The 16693-nt window shown below is 65.1% G+C and carries 12 protein-coding genes; 5 read left to right on the forward strand and 7 right to left on the reverse strand.

Going from position 1 to position 16693, the window contains the following annotated elements:
- Together OC446_RS17805 and OC446_RS17810 are read left to right on the forward strand one after the other, a co-directional pair.
- On the forward strand, positions 1-391 hold a 391-nt coding region (locus OC446_RS17805), incomplete at its 5' end, for a TOBE domain-containing protein (RefSeq protein WP_262030364.1).
- A 158-nt stretch (positions 392-549) separates the two neighbouring features.
- Positions 550-1650, forward strand: coding sequence for an NAD(P)/FAD-dependent oxidoreductase (locus tag OC446_RS17810; protein WP_262030365.1), 1101 nt, complete (start codon positions 550-552; stop codon positions 1648-1650).
- A gap of 112 nt (positions 1651-1762) precedes the next feature.
- Here OC446_RS17810 and OC446_RS17815 read toward each other — a convergent pair whose 3' ends face one another.
- Positions 1763-3169, reverse strand: a complete 1407-nt coding sequence (locus OC446_RS17815; RefSeq protein WP_262030366.1) for a sodium:proton antiporter — start codon at positions 3167-3169, stop codon at positions 1763-1765.
- Positions 3170-3425: 256 nt separating this feature from the next.
- Here OC446_RS17815 and OC446_RS17820 point away from each other — a divergent pair, with 256 nt between their 5' ends.
- Positions 3426-4214 carry a class II glutamine amidotransferase gene (locus tag OC446_RS17820; RefSeq protein ID WP_262030367.1) on the forward strand — a complete coding sequence of 263 codons (789 nt, stop codon included), beginning with the start codon at positions 3426-3428 and terminating at the stop codon, positions 4212-4214.
- Positions 4215-4227: 13 nt separating this feature from the next.
- On the opposite strand, the gene OC446_RS17825 is transcribed toward OC446_RS17820, so the two are convergent.
- The 6 genes from OC446_RS17825 to OC446_RS17850 form a co-directional block, all read right to left on the reverse strand.
- Complete coding sequence (locus OC446_RS17825; protein WP_262030368.1) at positions 4228-4509, reverse strand: hypothetical protein; 282 nt, start codon at positions 4507-4509, stop codon at positions 4228-4230.
- Positions 4510-4600: 91 nt separating this feature from the next.
- Positions 4601-5311 (reverse strand): glutathione S-transferase, encoded by a 711-nt coding sequence (locus OC446_RS17830; RefSeq protein ID WP_262030369.1) that lies wholly within the window; start codon positions 5309-5311, stop codon positions 4601-4603.
- A gap of 177 nt (positions 5312-5488) precedes the next feature.
- Positions 5489-7996 (reverse strand): calcium-binding protein, encoded by a 2508-nt coding sequence (locus OC446_RS17835; protein ID WP_262030370.1) that lies wholly within the window; start codon positions 7994-7996, stop codon positions 5489-5491.
- A 963-nt stretch (positions 7997-8959) separates the two neighbouring features.
- On the reverse strand, positions 8960-9211 hold the full coding sequence (locus OC446_RS17840; protein ID WP_262030371.1) for a GNAT family N-acetyltransferase: 252 nt from the start codon (positions 9209-9211) through the stop codon (positions 8960-8962).
- Positions 9212-9618: 407 nt separating this feature from the next.
- Complete coding sequence (polA, locus tag OC446_RS17845; RefSeq protein WP_262030372.1) at positions 9619-12678, reverse strand: DNA polymerase I; 3060 nt, start codon at positions 12676-12678, stop codon at positions 9619-9621.
- Positions 12679-12752: 74 nt separating this feature from the next.
- On the reverse strand, positions 12753-13970 hold the full coding sequence (locus tag OC446_RS17850; RefSeq protein ID WP_262030373.1) for an ROK family transcriptional regulator: 1218 nt from the start codon (positions 13968-13970) through the stop codon (positions 12753-12755).
- Between the two features lie 215 nt (positions 13971-14185).
- Here OC446_RS17850 and xylF point away from each other — a divergent pair, with 215 nt between their 5' ends.
- Complete coding sequence (xylF, locus tag OC446_RS17855) at positions 14186-15229, forward strand: D-xylose ABC transporter substrate-binding protein (protein ID WP_262030374.1); 1044 nt, start codon at positions 14186-14188, stop codon at positions 15227-15229.
- A 157-nt stretch (positions 15230-15386) separates the two neighbouring features.
- Entirely contained in the window at positions 15387-16688 is a 1302-nt protein-coding gene (locus OC446_RS17860) for a sugar ABC transporter permease (RefSeq protein ID WP_262030375.1), read from the forward strand.
- Positions 16689-16693 lie beyond the last annotated feature (5 nt).

Here is a 16693-nt window from a genome sequence, read left to right on the forward strand (position 1 = left end):
CGACCGTCCGGCCAACCTGTTCGTGGCCGGCTTCATCGGCTCCCCGGCCATGAACTTCCTGAAAGGGCATCTGCAGGGCGGGCGCTTCGTGACCGCGAGCGGCACCAGCCTGCCGGTGGCCAATGCCCCGGCCGCCTCGGACGGCCAGCCGATCATCTACGGCATCCGGCCTGAGCACTTCATCCTGGACGATTCGAACGGGATGCCGGCGGAGGTGGCCGTGGTCGAGCCGACCGGCTCGGAGACGCAGGTCTTCGCCAAGTTCGGCGGCTCGGATGTGGTCGGCGTGTTCCGCGAGCGCGTCAACGCCCAGCCCGGCCAGCAGATCCGCGTCACGCCCGATCCGCGCCTCGTTCACCTCTTCGACGAGCAGACCGGCAAGCGCCTCTGAACCGAAAACCACGTGACGGCGGCCCGCCTTGTGCGAGGCCGCCTTTTTCGTGAGACCGGCGATGCGGTCATGGCCGGGGTGAAGCGGCTGCCCTGGCTGGCCCGTGTCTTTCGTTATATGCCCCGACCCGGTTGGATTCCGCAAAAGGGGAGGCGGTCATGGACATCCTGGTGATCGGGGCCGGCGTCGTGGGGCTTGCCGTCGCGCGGGCGCTCGGCCTTCGCGGCCATGGCGTGATCGTCGCCGAAGCGACTGGCGGCATCGGCAACGGCGTGTCCTCGCGCAACAGCGAGGTCATTCATGCCGGCATGTATTATCCCGCCGGTTCCCTGCGCGCGCGTCACTGCGTCGAGGGACGGCGGATGCTCTACGCCTTCTGCGAGAGCCACGGCGTGCCCCATGCGAGATGCGGCAAGTTGATCGTCGCCACGAACGATCTCGAACAGGCCAAGATCGAGGGCATCTACGAGCAGGGGCTGGCGAACGGCGTCGAGGGTCTTGCCTACCTGACGGCCGATGAAGCGCAGGCGCTCGAGCCGAACCTCGTCTGTACGGGTGCCGTGCTGTCGCGGGAAACCGGCATCGTCGACAGCCATGCCCTCATGCTGGCGCTCCAGGGCGATCTCGAGAATGCGGGCGGCGTCATCGCCTTTCATGCTCCGGTGGAGCGCATCGCGCGCAACGGAACGGGATGGGACGTGCATGTGGGCGGATCCGAGCCGGCCAGCCTCACCGTCGATGCGGTGATCAACGCGGCGGGCCTCGGCGCGCAGGCGCTCGCCCGCGCGACGGAGGGCTATCCCGAGGAGCGCGTGCCACCACTGGTGCTGGCGAAGGGCAACTACTTCGGCTGTCTCGGGAAACCCGCCTTCTCGCGCCTGATCTATCCGGCTCCCGTGGATGGCGGTTTGGGCACGCACGTGACGCTGGATCTTGCCGGCCGCATGCGCTTCGGTCCCGACGTGGAATGGATCGACAGGGAGGAATACGAAGTCGATCCGCGCCGGGCCGAGAGCTTCTACGCCTCCATCCGCCGCTACTGGCCGGGCCTCCCCGACGGCGCCCTCGTGCCCGACTATTCCGGCATCCGCCCCAAGCTCACAGGCCCTGGCGAGAAGGCCGCCGATTTCATGATCGACGGCCCGGCCGAGCACGGCCTGCCGGGTCTCGTGCAGCTCTTCGGCATCGAGAGCCCGGGTCTGACCTCGTGCCTGTCGATCGCCGAGGACGTGGCGGAGAGGTTGGGCGCTTCGTCATAGGCGTCATCCCGGACGGCGTGAGCCGATCCGGGATCGTCAGAAGAACGAGGTGCTATTGTCGTCACGCGATCCCGGGTTCTGCTACGCAGCCCCGGGATGACGGTGGGATGGCTCACCCCCTGAAGAACAGCAGCGTCACGAGCAGGAAGGTCGGGATCAGGATCGCGCCCGACCAGAGCAGGTAGCCGAAGAAGCTCGGCATCTTCACGCCGCCTTCGCGGGCAATCGCGTAGACCATGAAGTTGGGCGCGTTGCCGATATAGGAGTTGGCGCCCATGAACACGGCGCCGGCCGAGATGGCGCTCAGCGTCAACGCCCCGGCGGTCATCAGCTTCTGCGGATCACCGCCGGCGAGCTCGAAGAACACCAGATAGGTCGGTGCGTTGTCGAGGAACGACGAGAGCCCGCCCGTGAGCCAGAAATAGGCCGCGTTGTTGGCGCTGCCATCCGGGTTGGTCACGAGGGCGACGAGGGGCGCGAAGGCGCCGTCCGCGCCGGCCTTCAGCATGGCGAGCACCGGAATGATCGCGATGAAGATGCCGGCGAAGAGTTTCGCCACTTCCTTGATCGGCCCCCAGGAGAAGCCGTTCTCGATGCGGTTGGCCTTCGGCGTCGTCTTGAGGGAGACGATCGTGACCACGATCATGATCAGGTCGCGCAGGGCGTTGGCGAGCTCGATCTCCGCGCCGAGCAGGGTCACCCGGCCGAGATCGACGGTGGCGCTCATGAGGATGGCCGCGATGATGATGAAGATCAGCAGGAAGTTCATCCCGCCCGTGACGCGCACCGGGTTGTCGGGCGTCGGATCGGGACGGACGCGGCCCTCCTTCTTGTAGATCGCCAGATCGATCGCGAAGAAGAGGACGAGCAGGAGAAGGCTGGCGAACAGCGTTTCCGGAAACAGGTGCGTGGTGGTCCAGAAGAACTCGACGCCGCGCAGGAAGCCTAGGAAGAGCGGCGGGTCACCGAGCGGCGTGAGCGAGCCGCCGATGTTCGACACCAGGAAGATGAAGAACACGATCACATGGACGTTGTGCATCCGGTCGTCGTTGGCGCGCATGATCGGTCGGATCATCACCATGGAGGCGCCCGTCGTGCCGATGAAGCTCGCGAGGATCGTGCCGATCCCCAGGAGGATCGTGTTGGTGCCTGGCGCGCCATGGATGTTGCCGCGCACGAGGATGCCGCCCGCCACGGTGAACAGCGCCAGCAGCAGCAGGATGAACGGGATGTATTCCAGGAAGGCCGTGTGGGCGAGGGCGTGGATCGCCGTCACCGGGCCGAAGGCGAGCGCCATCGGGACCAGCACCAGCAGGCCCCAGGCCGCCGCGATCTTGCCCTGGTGATGCTCCCAGACATGCGGGGCCAGCAGGGGGAACAGGGCGATGGAGAGAAGAATTCCCGCGAAGGGCAGGGCCCAGGCGAAGCCGAGGCTCGCCCCGTCGAATTCCGCCGCGAAGGCTGCCTGAGGCAGCAGGATCAGCGCGGCGGCCGGCGCCAAGCTCGAGAGGCGAAGCATGTTGTCGAGATCCCCATGCCGGCCCGGCCGGCTTTTTATCGAATGATTGCGAATGCTTTTATGGGAATCACCATGGTGCCGCAACGCCCCGCGCACCAGAGGGTGCGCTCGTCCAGGACGAGGCATCGGAGAGATCCCGAAAGGGCAAGTCCACTTTTGGGCCGGATGCCGTGCCGTTAACCGGCTATTCACCATAAGTCAAAGATAGTACAACATCATTACAGGGGTCACTGGGGTAAGGGGTTGCCGTCAAACCATGTGCCGCTTTCTCGCCTATAAGGGGGAGCCGATCTTCCTCGACGAGCTCGTCTGCGCCCCGGCCCATTCGCTGGTTCATCAGTCGCTGCACGCGGTGGAGGCCAAGACCGAAACGAACGGGGACGGCTTCGGCATCGGCTGGTACGGGGAGCGGAGCGAGCCGGGCACCTACCGGGAGGTCCGCCCGGCCTGGTCCGACGAGAACCTGAGAAGCCTGTGCGAGCAGGTGCGCTCGAAGCTCTTCTTCGCCCATGTGCGCGCCTCGACCGGCACCTCGACCACTCGGGCGAATTGCCATCCCTTCGCGCATGGCCGCTATCTCTTCATGCATAACGGCCAGATCGGCGGCTATGGACGCATCAAGCGGCGGCTGGAAGCCCTGATCCCGGACGAGCTCTACGACCGACGCCTCGGCACCACGGATTCGGAGGCGATCTTCCTCCTCGCCCTTGCCAACGGGTTGCCCGAAGAGCCCGTGACCGCCATGGCCAGGACCCTCAAGCAGGTGCGCGGCCTGATGGACCAGGCGGGCATCGAAGAGGCATTGCGCTTCACCGCCGCCTTCACGGATGGCGAGAACCTGTGGGCCTATCGCTGGGCCTGCGATGCCAAGCCGCCGACCCTCTATTTCCGTGAGGTCGACGGCAACCTGCTCGTGGTCTCCGAACCCATCGACGACAAGACCCGGGGCTGGCGCGAGGTGCCGAAGGGCTGCAGCCTCGTCGCCCGGGCCGGCAGCGTCACGGTCGAATGCCTGAACCAGGCCATGGGACGGCTGGCCGCGTGAGGGCGGTCCCTCCTCAATTCAGGCTGTCCGTCGGCCGCGCGATCAGGGACATCAGGGCGCCCTTCAGCGCCTCCATCTGAAGCTCCGTCTCGGTCCGGGATGAGCCGTCGTCCGGGCTGGCCTGGGCCCTGAGGCGGGCATTCTCCGTGGCGAGCCGGTCGTTCTCGGCCATGAGGATCGCGATCTTCTCCTCGGCGATGCGAAGGCGGGCCTGAATCTCGTTCCGCTCCTGCTCGCGCAGCTGCGCGCGGTCGCGCCAGAGACGGATCGCAACGCCCTCGTTGTCGTCGTTCATGGTCTGCTCCTGGTCTCCCGCTAAAATTGGGGCGCAGCGTGGAGGAATTGAGGCACTGCGCCATCCAGTCCTGTCGACCCTTAAAAAGGATTTAACCGTCGAGCTCGGGATAGTGGCGAAAGATCCCATCCTCGTTGAAGGGGATGCGCCGGGGACTGTCGAGATAGGCTTTGATCCGCGGTCGTTGCGCGACGGCGCCGTGCAGGGCGGCCACGCGCGGGGTCTCCTCCAGAGCCCGCCGCGTGGCCTTGGGGAAGGCATAGGCCAGCCCTTCCACGACCTGGAACAGGGAGAGGTCCACATAGGTCAGGGTGCGGCCGACGAGATGCGCATCGCCGTCGGGGTTGCGGGCGAGGATCGTCTCGAACCAGGTCAGGAACTTCGGGATCCGGCTTTCGCGGAATTCTTTGGCCCGCCGGAGCGCCTCGTCCTTCTGGTCCTCGTAATAGAGCCCGACGCCGACGGGATGGTGGGTGTCGTGCGCCTCGGCGACGACATCCGCCAGGGTGAGCTGGATCTGGTGCGTCCAGAGCCCCCCGGCCGGATCCTTGGGGGCAAGTCCATGCCGCGCCCCGAGATAGAGCAGGATGGCGGCGCTCTGCCCGATGATCGTCTCGCCGTCCTTGAGAAAAGGCGGGGCGAAGGGCGGGCGCTCCGCATCGTCCATCATCCGCATCATCGCGGCGAGGCCCTCCGGGTCCCGGGCCACGTCGACATATTCGGCCCCGGCCTCTTCCAAAGCGAGCCTGACGAATTCCCCACGCCCCTGGATGCTCGGCCAATAATAGAGTTCGTAGGACATGCTGATCCTCCCGTGGTGCTTCGACACCAAGGATGATGGGGTTAGATGGGTTCCGCGCGCGGCGTCCCGCCGGGCATGGGAGAAGCGCCCATACGTCCGCTGAGACAAAAAAGGGCGCCCTGCGGAACAGGGCGCCCTTGCGTGGTGAGCCGGCCTGAGAAACAGGCTGAATCCAGTTTAGATGACGAAGAAGTCCTTGTGGGTCATCTTCAGGCTCTTGGAGAGCGTGGCGATCTTGACCTGCGCCGCGCTGCCATTGCCGTCGGCGTCGTAGTACAGAACGCCCTTCTTGCTGTCGTAGATGATCCGGTCGTCCTTGTCGTGCGCCTTGGCGCCCTTGTAGAAGTGCTTGCTCGCCATCTGCTTCGGCTTCGTGAGCGTGCCGCCGGGCGTGACCTTGAAGTACTTGTTCTCCAGGTAGATCGAGTCGTCGGCAACGTTGAAATCCGTGATCCTGTCGAGATTGGCCTTCTCGGTCTTCTTCGTCACCGGCGTGTCGAACACGAAGATGTCGCGGCCCGAACCGCCCGTGAGGACGTCATTGCCGAGACCGCCGTGGATGCGGTCGTTGCCCGCTCCGCCGTCCAGGATGTCGTGGCCCTTGCCGCCATAGAGGATGTTGGCGCCGTCGTTGCCGGTGAACGTGTTGTTCCCGTCATTGCCCGTCAGCGTGATGTCGACGGCGCCGACGCCCGTGATGTTCTCGATGGCGCCGAGGCGCGCGATGTCATAGCTCACGGCGAGATAGACGGTGTCGACACCGGCCCCGTCGACGATCTGGTCGTTGGCGTCATCGATATAGTAGACGTCGTTGCCCGCGCCGCCGTTCATCACGTCGGCTCCGGCTCCGCCATTGATCACGTCGTCGCCGTCGCCACCATTGAGGTTGTCGTTGCCGTCGCCGCCGCTGAGGTTGTCGTTGCCCGCGCCGCCGGCGATCACGTCGGCTCCGGTTCCCCCGTCCAGCACGTCGTTGCCGTCACCGCCATCGAGGCTGTCGTCGCCGCCTGCCCCGCGCAGGATGTCATTGCCGCCGCCCCCGACGAGAGTATTGTTGGCCTCATTGCCAATAAGAGTGTTGTTCAGATCGTTGCCCGTCAGCGTGATGGCATCGGATCCAAGGGCGGTCATGTTCTCGACGAAAGCCTCGAGGGCATGGCTGACATAGGTGTAGACCAGGTCGATGCCGCCATCGGCCGCGCCGCTTTCCTGGATGGAATCGGCGCTGTTGTCGAGGACGTAAGTATCGTTGCCCGCGCCGCCGATCAGAACGTCCGCACCGGCGCCACCGTCAAGGTAGTCGTCACCGTCGCCGCTCTGGAAGACGTTCGCGGCGGCATTGCCGACGAGGGTGTCTGCAAAGTGCGAGCCGATGATGTTCTCGAAGTTCTTGTAGGTGTCGCCCTCAGCGATGCCGGCTGTCCCACGCTCTTCCCCGAGGTTGACGCCCACGCCGTTGCCGGCTGCCTGGAAGGTCAGGGTGTCGATGCCGTCGCTGCCGTCGAGGATGTCGCCGGCGTGCTCGGACGGAGCATAGATGTCGTTCTTAGAGGTGCCGGTGACGGAAACTTTGTCCGCGCGTGCATCGACGATCTTCGTGACGATGCCGCCTATGCCGTAAGTCGGATAGGACCGATCATGCCATGAAACAGCCAAGCGGCCGTCCGCCATCTCGAAGATCGATGGAGTGATCTGCTCGCCTGCCTGGGCGGTGAGATTGATCGCAGGACCCGCCTGCCCGTTTGCATCGACGACCTTGACCCAGACGTCGTGAAGAGTTGCGCTGCCGGGTGCTACATAGGCGACCGCATATCCGCCGCCCTTGAGGGCCGTGATGCTCAGTTTGTCGCCCGTGCTCGGCTGCCCGCCAGTCGAGATCGAAGTCGTTCCAAGCGAGGTCAGCGTTCCATCTGCTGCGATGCGATATCGCTCTGCAGAAATCGTGCCGGTTCCGATATCCGTATCGTGCACGACGACAAAATCGCCAGAAGGCTGGCCATCGGCCCCTTTGAGAGCGACGACTTTTGTCTCAATTGAATCGTCTCCTGTAACGACCGGCGTACCTACGGACTCTCCATCGACGATGACAAAGGTTCGCTTTGCGGTCAAAAGATAGGAAACCAGATATTTCGTTCCACCAAGCCACGTCACATCAGGTCTGCTGGCACTTCCAACAACAATAGGAGCTACGGTTCTTATCTCCGTCCCGTTGCTGTCAAACACAGACAGACGAATATCGTTCGATGCACCTGCCCTTGCTGTATAGGCAATCGCCCAACCATGATTCCCGCTGGCCGTAATCTGTGCACCGTCAGACAGTGCATTTAGGGCGATGGTGGAGGCGCCACCATTCATCGGGCTGCCATCGAAATTGAATTTCTGCATGCGGAGTGTGCGTCCCGTTCCGCTTTCAGCTCCTTCAGTCCAGGTGACGACGAAGGCCCCATCTTCCGCGTAGCTGAGGACGTCTGAAAATTGTTGCCCGATGCTCGAACCTTCAACGAAGCTCTTCCCGCCAACCTTGGCGCCGGTGCCGTCGTAAAGCTGGAATGCGATCTTCTGGTTCTCGCGCCACGTCACCACATAGCCGCCATTCGGCAGCATGGTGAGCGAGTCTCTGTCCGCATTGCCGTCTAGCGTGACGGCATCCATGGGGCTCCAGATCTTGGGCGTAACGACGGCCATTGTGTATTCTCCTGAAAGGCGCATGCGCCGAATGATGAGAGATGATGTGCTCCGCCGAGCCTGGACTCGTCGGTGGCTACAGGCGTGGAGAACCCGGCCTTGGCCGGATCCGATGAAAGCGAGATGAGCTTTGCCCTGTCGTGTCTTGGTTCAGACGCCGCTCTCTCGACCGGCAGCCTTTCAGGCTGTCGATTCACCGGAGCGAGTTACGTAACGCTATATGGGCGCGGATTCCCGCTCGCAACTCTCCGTTCGGAGAGGTGCGACTGTCTGAGAAGGGGCGGCTCAGTACAAAATCGGTCTGAAATTTCGCTAAGTGATTGCCTCTGCATCGAAAAAGCTGTTGTCTGAGGCGAGGAGCAGAGTCATCGAAACCGAGCTTGGCTGTGCGCTGAGGCACATTTCCGTGCCCTCGCGCCTGACCTCTTTCGTCATGGCCGGCCTTGTGCATGCCAAGAGAGGGGGATCACGCTCTCACGTCATCACCTCCCCGGACTTGATCCGGGGACGGCCATCCCCGTCTTGGCCACGGTGAGATCCCGAAGACGTGGGTGGCCGCAACGAGCGCGGCCATGACGGCGCGGGAAAGATCGGCGCGGGAATGATCGGCGCAGCGTTATGTTCTTACTTTGTTCTTGACAGCGGCTGCAAGCTTGGCTATATCGTTCCCTACTCCCGCCCACGAGGGGCGCGCTCGCGAGGCGTCGCAAGTTTGGGGCGGGAGGCGGTCCCGCCGCAGGTCTCGCACACCTGTGGTCGCGGGAGGTCGACCTTGGGCGTCGTCCCAGTTGGTCCACCTGAAAAGAACCGCGTGCGAGGCGCCGCCTGGCTCTTCCACTTCCACACCACACAGCGAGCCGGGCGATGCAGCGCACCTCCCTCGACTGACCTTCAGCCCCGGGGCCGACCGGCCCCGGGGCTGAAGGTGCTGGCTCTTTGACACGGAAGGATCCACAGACGCCGTCATGCGACGTCAAAGATCCCGTGAGCCAATCGCTCCAGGGCTTCCCCCTCGAGGCGCATATGCCTGTGATGAAGGTCCCGCATCCCGATCCGTTCGTAGAAGAAGAGGGCGGGCCTGCCTTCCTCGACGAAGAGTTCGATCCGGATCCGGTCGCGTTCCGGGGCGATCCGGGCCATGCCCACCATGAGCGCCCGTGCGGCTCCTGAGCGGCGCTCCTCCGGCAGAACGGAGAGGGCATGCACGATGCCCATCGCCAGGCCGCGCCATCCGGCTCAGATCTGCCTCCACTCACGTGGAATCATCTCTCTTCCTTGCCGAGCCGCATCTTTTTTGACGGTGAACCGGATCCACTTCACCGAAAAAAATGCTCGAGCCGCGAAAGAACGAGACGAAGCCGACGGGCTGACCGTCACGCACGGTGATCAGACCCGGGAACGATGCCCTCTTACGTCATGGCCGTCCCCAGCCTTGATGGGGATCAGTCCCGGCCATCCCGATGCTGTGAAGCGCCGAACTCTTCCGATCGAGATCACCGGCACGAGGCCGGTGATGACGGCGAGGTGCATTCAAACGAAAAAGCGTGTCGGCATCATCGGGCGTCGCGCTTCGCACATGGACCGGGGATGCCGCCACATCGACTACTCTGTGAGGGCGCCGCTCAATGCGCCTCGTCCCAGTTCTGCGCCGCCCGGGCTTCAACGGCGAGCGGGACCTTGAGGGTCACGGCCGGGAACGGCGCTTCCGTCATGACGCGGGAGATCACCGGCAGCGAGGCCTCGACCTCGTCGTCGGGAACCTCGAACACCAGTTCGTCGTGCACCTGCAGCAGCATGCGGGCGGAGAGGCGCTCGGCCTTCAGCGTGTCTTCCATGCGGACCATGGCGCGGCGGATGATGTCGGCGGCGGTGCCCTGGATCGGCGCGTTGATCGCCTGGCGTTCCACGCCGGCGCGCTCGGAGGGATTGTTCGACTTGATCTGCGGGTAATGGCACACGCGGCCGAATAGCGTGGTCACATAGCCCTTCTCCTTACAGAACTTCTTCGTCTGGTCCATGTAGTTGCGGATGCCGGGGAACTGCTCGAAATACTGCTTGATGAAGGCGGAGGCTTCCGCGTTGCCGATGCCGAGGCGCGTGGCAAGGCCAAAGGCCGAGATGCCGTAGATGATGCCGAAATTGATGGTCTTCGCCTGACGGCGCAGGTCGCCCGTCATCTGGTCGAGCGGCACGCCGAACATGGCGGACGCCGTCGCCGCGTGAATGTCGATGCCTTGCGCGAACGCCTCCTGCAATTGCGGAATGTCGGCGATATGCGCGAGCAGGCGCAGCTCGATCTGGCTGTAATCGGCCGAGATGATCTTGTGGCCTTCCTGTGCCACGAAGGCCTTGCGGATCTTGCGGCCGGCCTCCGTGCGGATCGGGATGTTCTGCAGGTTCGGATCGGAGGACGAAAGGCGTCCCGTCGTCGTTGCCGCAAGCGAGAACGAGGTGTGCACCCGCTTGGTCTCGGGATGCATGTGCTCCTGCAGCGTATCCGTGTAGGTGGATTTCAGCTTCGAGAGCTGGCGCCATTCGAGGATCTTGGCGGGCAGCTCGTGGCCGGCCTGCGCCAGCTCGTCGAGCAACGTCGCGGGCGTGGCCCATTGGCCGGACGGCGTCTTCTTCGCGCCGGGCAGGCCCATCTTGCCGAAGAGGATGTCGCCGATCTGCTTGGGCGAGCCCAGGGCGAATTTTTCGCCCGCCATCTCGTGAATCTCGTCCTCGAGCCGGGCCAGCGTCTGGGCGAAATCGCCCGACAGGCGGCTGAGGATCTGCCGGTCGACCATGATGCCGCGCATCTCCATGCGGGCAAGCGTGTCGACCATCGGACGCTCCAGCGTCTCGTACACCGTGGCGCGGTGCTCCGCGGCGAGGCGCGGCTTCAGGAGCTGCCACAGGCGCAAGGTGACGTCCGCGTCCTCCGCCGCATAGGCGGTGGCCTTGCCGATCTCCACCTTGTCGAAAGTCACCTTGTTCCGGCCGGTGCCCGCGACCTCGGAGAAGGTGATGGGCGAGTGGCCGAGATGGCGGCGCGAGAGCTCGTCCATGCCGTGCGAGCCCTTGCCCGCATCGAGTACATAGGAGATCAGCATCGTATCGTCGAAGGGATGCACCTCGATGCCGTGGCGCTTCAGCACGACCCAGTCGTATTTCAGGTTCTGACCGATCTTGAGAACCGACGGATCCTCCAGCAGCGGACGCAGGACATCGAGCGCCTCGGTAATGGGGATCTGCCCCTTCACGAGCCCGCCGCCGAAGAGATCCGATTCATCGCGGTGCTGCAGAGGCACGTAGCAGGCCTTGCCCGCTTCCAGCGCCAGGGAGAAGCCGACGAGATCGGCCCGCGTCGCGTCGAGATCGCTCGTTTCCGTGTCGACGGCAACAAAGCCCTGCTCGCGTCCCAGCGCGACCCATTCCTTCAGGCGCTCCAGGGTCGTGACAGTCTCGTAAGCGGCGACGTCGAAAGGTACCGACGAGGCTTCCGTCGCGCGTCGTCCCGCGAGCTGCGACGGCGTGCCGATGCCGTCGACGGGCTTGCGCGGGCTCGCGGTCTCCGGCAGGTCGAGACCCGCGAAGGGATCGACTTCGCCCGCCCCGGCATCGGCCTTGCCGAAGAACGGCATGGCATCGTCCGTGGGCGCCGTCACGCCGGTGCCGTTGCCGTTGCGCTCCCAGCGGATTGCCTCGCCGCCGGGCATGAGGCGCGGGTCGGGCCCGATAGCGGACGGGTCCGCCTCGTAGAGCTCCGCCACGCGCCGGGTGAGCGTGTTGAACTCCATGGCCTTCAGGAAGCCGATCAGCGTCTTCGGATCGGGCTCCGGCATGCGCAGGTCGTCGAGGGGCACCGGAACCGGCGCGTCGCAATCGAGCGTCACGAGCTTCTTGGACAGGCGCGCCGATTCCGCATTGTTGATGAGCGTCTCGCGGCGCTTGGGCTGCTTGATCTCGGGGGCGCGCTCCAGCAGGGTTTCGAGGTCGCCGTATTCCTTGATCAGCTGGGCGGCGGTCTTGAGCCCGATGCCGGGAACACCCGGGACGTTGTCCGAGGTGTCGCCCATGAGGGCCAGCACGTCGCCGATCTTTTCCGGCGGAATGCCCTCCCACTTCTCGATGACGGCGGCCTCGTCCAGGTTGCGCTCGGGCCGGTAGCCCGGCTTGCCCTTGGACCCCGACTCGAAATCGTAGAAGCACACCTTCGGGCCGACGAGCTGCATCAGGTCCTTGTCGGACGAGATGATGAGCACGTCCGCCCCGCGGGCCTCGGCCTGCCGGGTATAGGTGGCGATCAGGTCGTCGGCCTCGTAGCGCTGCAGCTCCACGGGCTCGAGCCCGAAGGCCCGGATCGCCTCGCGCATGATCGGCATCTGCACCTTCAGGTCCTCCGGCGCGTCCGGCCGGTGGCCCTTGTAATCCTCGTAGAGCTCCTTGCGGAAGGAGCCCTCGGACTTGTCAAGCACGATGGCGAGATGCGTCGGTTTGAGGCCTGCCGCCCCGTCGCGCATGAACTGCAGGAGCTTGGACACGAAGAGCCGCACGGCTCCCGTCGGCATCCCGTCCGACGAGCGGGCATTGTACTTCTGGTCCTGGTTCATGGACTGGAAGTAGGCCCGGAAGATGAAGGAGGAGCCGTCGACGAGGAAGATGTGGTCGCCGGCTTGGACGGGACGGGAGGAAGCCATGGGTCTCTTTTGGTGAGAAATCGACCCGTAACAGATAGTGTTTTTGAGGCCCGATGGCTACGCCCGCGGCGGGTTTATGCAGCCCTGAGGCGGGCGAGGTCCAGGTCGAGTTCACGAAGGGCCTGGATCACCACCCCTTCCGTCAGCAGATCCATGGAGGATTCCACCACATGGATGGCGGCGAGCGCCCGCAATTCCGGAATGGTCTGCGATTCGAGCGCCGCCTCGAAGGAGGGGCGCAGCAGATCCATGGCCCGCGTGCCGGGGCCGCAGATCACGATGTGGTCGGGCTCGAGCGTCTGGATCAGGATGCCGACCGCGTCGCCCAAGACCTCGCCGGCGGCCTGGAAGAGATTGAGCAGGGCGGGATCGCCCGCCCGGGCCTGCTCGACGATGGATTCCATGGCGTCCTCGCCCGGCAGCAGCAGGGTCGGGGCGGGGCGGTGGTCGATGAGCTGGGCGTCCCGGTGCAGGGCGTAATCGGCCAGATAGGCCTCGATGCAGCCGCGCCCGCCGCAGCGGCATTGCGGGCCGCTTCGACGCAAGCGCACATGGCCGAACTCGCTGCCGCCGAAGCGGGCGCCGCGATAGAGTTCGCCCTGGATGAGGAAGCCCAGGCCCACGCCGTCGCCGATCATCAGGCAGGTGGTGCGCCCGGAGCGCAGGTCCGAGTTCCGCTGCGCGATGGCGAAGGCCATGGCGCTGGCGTCGTTCTCCATGAGGACGGGCTTGCCGAGCCTTGCCCCGAGGCCCGAGGCCAGCGGCAGGTCGCGGGTGCCGAGCACCGGGCTCCAGGCCACGATGCCGTCCCGCGTGTCCACATAGCCCTGGCAGGCGAGGCCGACGGCTTTCACGTCATGAGCGCCCGTCTCTTCGGCAAAGGCCGTGATCGTCCCCGCCAGCACGTCCATCAGCTCGTCCGCCCCCAGATTGCGCAGGGGGCGCTCGATATGGCGGCTGGCCCGGTTGCGGCCGGCGCTGTCCACGAGCCGCAGCTCAATCCGGTTGAAACCGGTCCAGACACCGACCACGGAGCCGAGCGTCTCCGCGAAGTAGAGGCGCGTCTTGGGCCGACCGCGAATCAGCCCGGAGGCCTGATCGGCAGTCTCCTCCGCCACCAGGATCCCCTCGTCGAGGAGGCTCGCCGTCAGCTCGGACACGGAGGCCGGGCTCATGCCGAGATGCTGGCCGATTTCCACCCGTGCCATGGGGCCTTCCCGGCGCAGGGCGTCGAGCAGGCGCCGGCGGGCTGCTTCACGGGGGGAGAGAGGGATCATGGACATCGCGGTCATTTGTTCGAACTACGAATAAAACTATTCCAGAATGATTGGATATCAGACGAAAAGATAAGCTTACTGGTGCTTGAAGGCGCCAATGCCTGAGATAATTATTTCCCCGCTCGAACTATAAAGCATGGCGGAGCGAGCCTTATCGTCGAACCAACCGGATCGACAGCCTGCCATGAGCCACGGACCTGCAAGGGAACGCAAGGTCCAGGAGGAAGCCGATGCTATCGAAGAAACACGCCCTGATCAGCCTTGCCGCCCTGGCTCTGTCCGCCACCGCCGCCTTCGCCCAAAAGGGCCCGGTCGTCGGCGTCAGCTGGTCGAATTTCCAGGAAGAGCGCTGGAAGACCGACGAAGCCGCCATCAAGGCTGCCGTCGAGAAGGCCGGCGGCACCTACGTGTCGGCGGATGCGCAATCCTCGCCCGCCAAGCAGCTCACCGACATCGAGAGCCTGATCTCCCGCGGAGCCAAGGCGCTGATCGTGCTGGCCCAGGATTCCGACGCGGTGCGCCCGGCCGTCGAGAAGGCCATCGCGGAAGGCATTGCGGTCGTGGGCTATGACCGCCTCATCGAAATCCCGCAGGCCTTCTATCTCACCTTCGACAACGTCGAGGTCGGTCGTCTTCAGGCTCGTGAAGTGCTGAAAGTAAAGCCCGAGGGCAACTACGCCTTCATCAAGGGCTCGGGCTCGGATCCGAACGCGAACTTCCTGTTCCAGGGCTCGATGGAAGTGCTCAAGCCCGCCATCGACGCCGGCAAGATCAAGAACGTGGGCGAGGCCTACACGGATGGCTGGCTCCCGGCCAACGCGCAGCGGAACATGGAGCAGTTCCTCACCAAGAACAACAACAAGATCGATGCGGTGATCGCCGCCAACGACGGCACGGCCGGCGGCGCCATCGCGGCTCTCGCGGCGCAGGGCTTGGCCGGTTCGGTGCCGGTCTCCGGACAGGACGCCGACAAGGCGGCCCTCAACCGCGTCGCGCTCGGCACGCAGACCGTGACGGTGTTCAAGGATGCCCGCGAACTCGGCCGCAACGCCGCTGAAATCGCCGTGCAGCTCGCAGGCGGCAAGAAGCTGAGCGAGATCCAGGGCGCGAAGCCGTGGAATCTCGGCCCGAAGAAGCAGACCATGACGGCTCTCTTCCTCACCCCCGTGGCGATCACGAAGGACAATCTCGACGTGGTCATCAAGGCCGGTTGGGCGTCCAAGGAGGTGGTCTGCCAGGGCGTGAAGGCCGGCACCGTGAAGGCCTGCGACTGATCGAAACCCGCTCCGGGTCATCCCCGGCGGGCCTTTAGGCGAGGGAAGGGGATCCATAGCGCAAAGCGTGCGAATGGATCCCCTTCCCCTCCGCTGACGCTCCGGCCGGGGATGACATTTTTCATGAGACTTTTCATTCGTCTTTCAGCGTGACGTCATGACCGCACCCATTGCCACGACTGCCCCGCCGCCACCGAGCACCGCGTCCGGCTCGCTCCTCTCGAAACTCGAAATCGACGTTCGCATGCTCGGCATGCTGGCGGCGCTCGCCGTGATCTGGATCGGGTTCGACATTCTCTCCGGCGGCGTGTTCCTGACGCCCCGCAACCTCTGGAACCTGTCGGTCCAGACGGCCTCCGTGGCCGTCATGGCGACCGGCATGGTGCTCGTCATCGTCACGCGCAACATCGACCTGTCGGTCGGGGCGATCCTCGGCGTCGTCGGCATGATCATCGGCGTCGCGCAGGTGCAGTGGCTGCCGGCCTATCTCGGCCTCGAGCATTGGCTGACCGCGCCGCTCGCCGTGCTGATCGCGCTCGTGGCCGGCGGGCTCATCGGACTGTTCCAGGGCTGGCTCATCGCCTATCTCGGCATTCCCTCCTTCATCGTCACACTGGGCGGCCTGCTCGTGTGGCGCGGCGCGGCCTGGTGGGTCACCACGGGCCAGACCGTCGCGCCGATGGATTCGCGCTTCAAGGCCTTCGGCGGCGGCGTGGAAGGCGCGCTCGGCGCCACCACCACCTGGATCATCGCGGCGATCGCCTGCGGACTCATCATCGTGGGCCTGGGCCTGACGCGCCGCCGCCGCCTGCGCTTCGGCTTTCCGGTCCGTCCCGGCTGGGCCGACGCGGTGATCGCCGTCGTGGCCTGCGGGGCCGTTCTCGCCACGGCTGCGGTCTTCAACGCCTATCCCATGCCGATGGGATCGGCCCGGACCTGGGCCGAAGCCCGCGGCATCGCCTGGCCCGAAGGCGGCCTGTTCATCTCGCAAGGCGTCGCCCTTCCGGTGCTGATCGCCGTCCTGGTCGGACTGGTGATGACCTTCATCGCCACGCGGCGGCGCTTCGGCCGCTACGTCTTCGCCATCGGAGGCAATCCGGAGGCGGCCGAGCTGTCGGGCATCAACACCCGCTGGACGCTCATGAAGGTCTTCGGCCTCATGGGCCTCCTGTGCGGCATCTCCGCCTGCATCTCGACCGCGCGCCTGAATGCGGCCACGAACGCGGCTGGGACGCTCGACGAGCTGTACGTCATCGCATCCGCGGTGATCGGCGGCACGTCGCTCGCCGGCGGCATCGGGACGATCGCGGGCGCCATGCTCGGCGCCCTCGTCATGCAGTCGCTGCAATCGGGCATGGTGCTGCTCGGCGTCGACACGCCGCTGCAGAACATCGTCGTCGGCGCGGTGCTCGTGCTGGCGGTCTGGGTCGACAGCCTCTATCGCCGTCGCATCAAGTAAGGAGG

Source organism: Microvirga sp. Mcv34, assembly GCF_024519725.1.
In the GTDB taxonomy this organism is placed as follows: Bacteria; Pseudomonadota; Alphaproteobacteria; order Rhizobiales; family Beijerinckiaceae; genus Microvirga.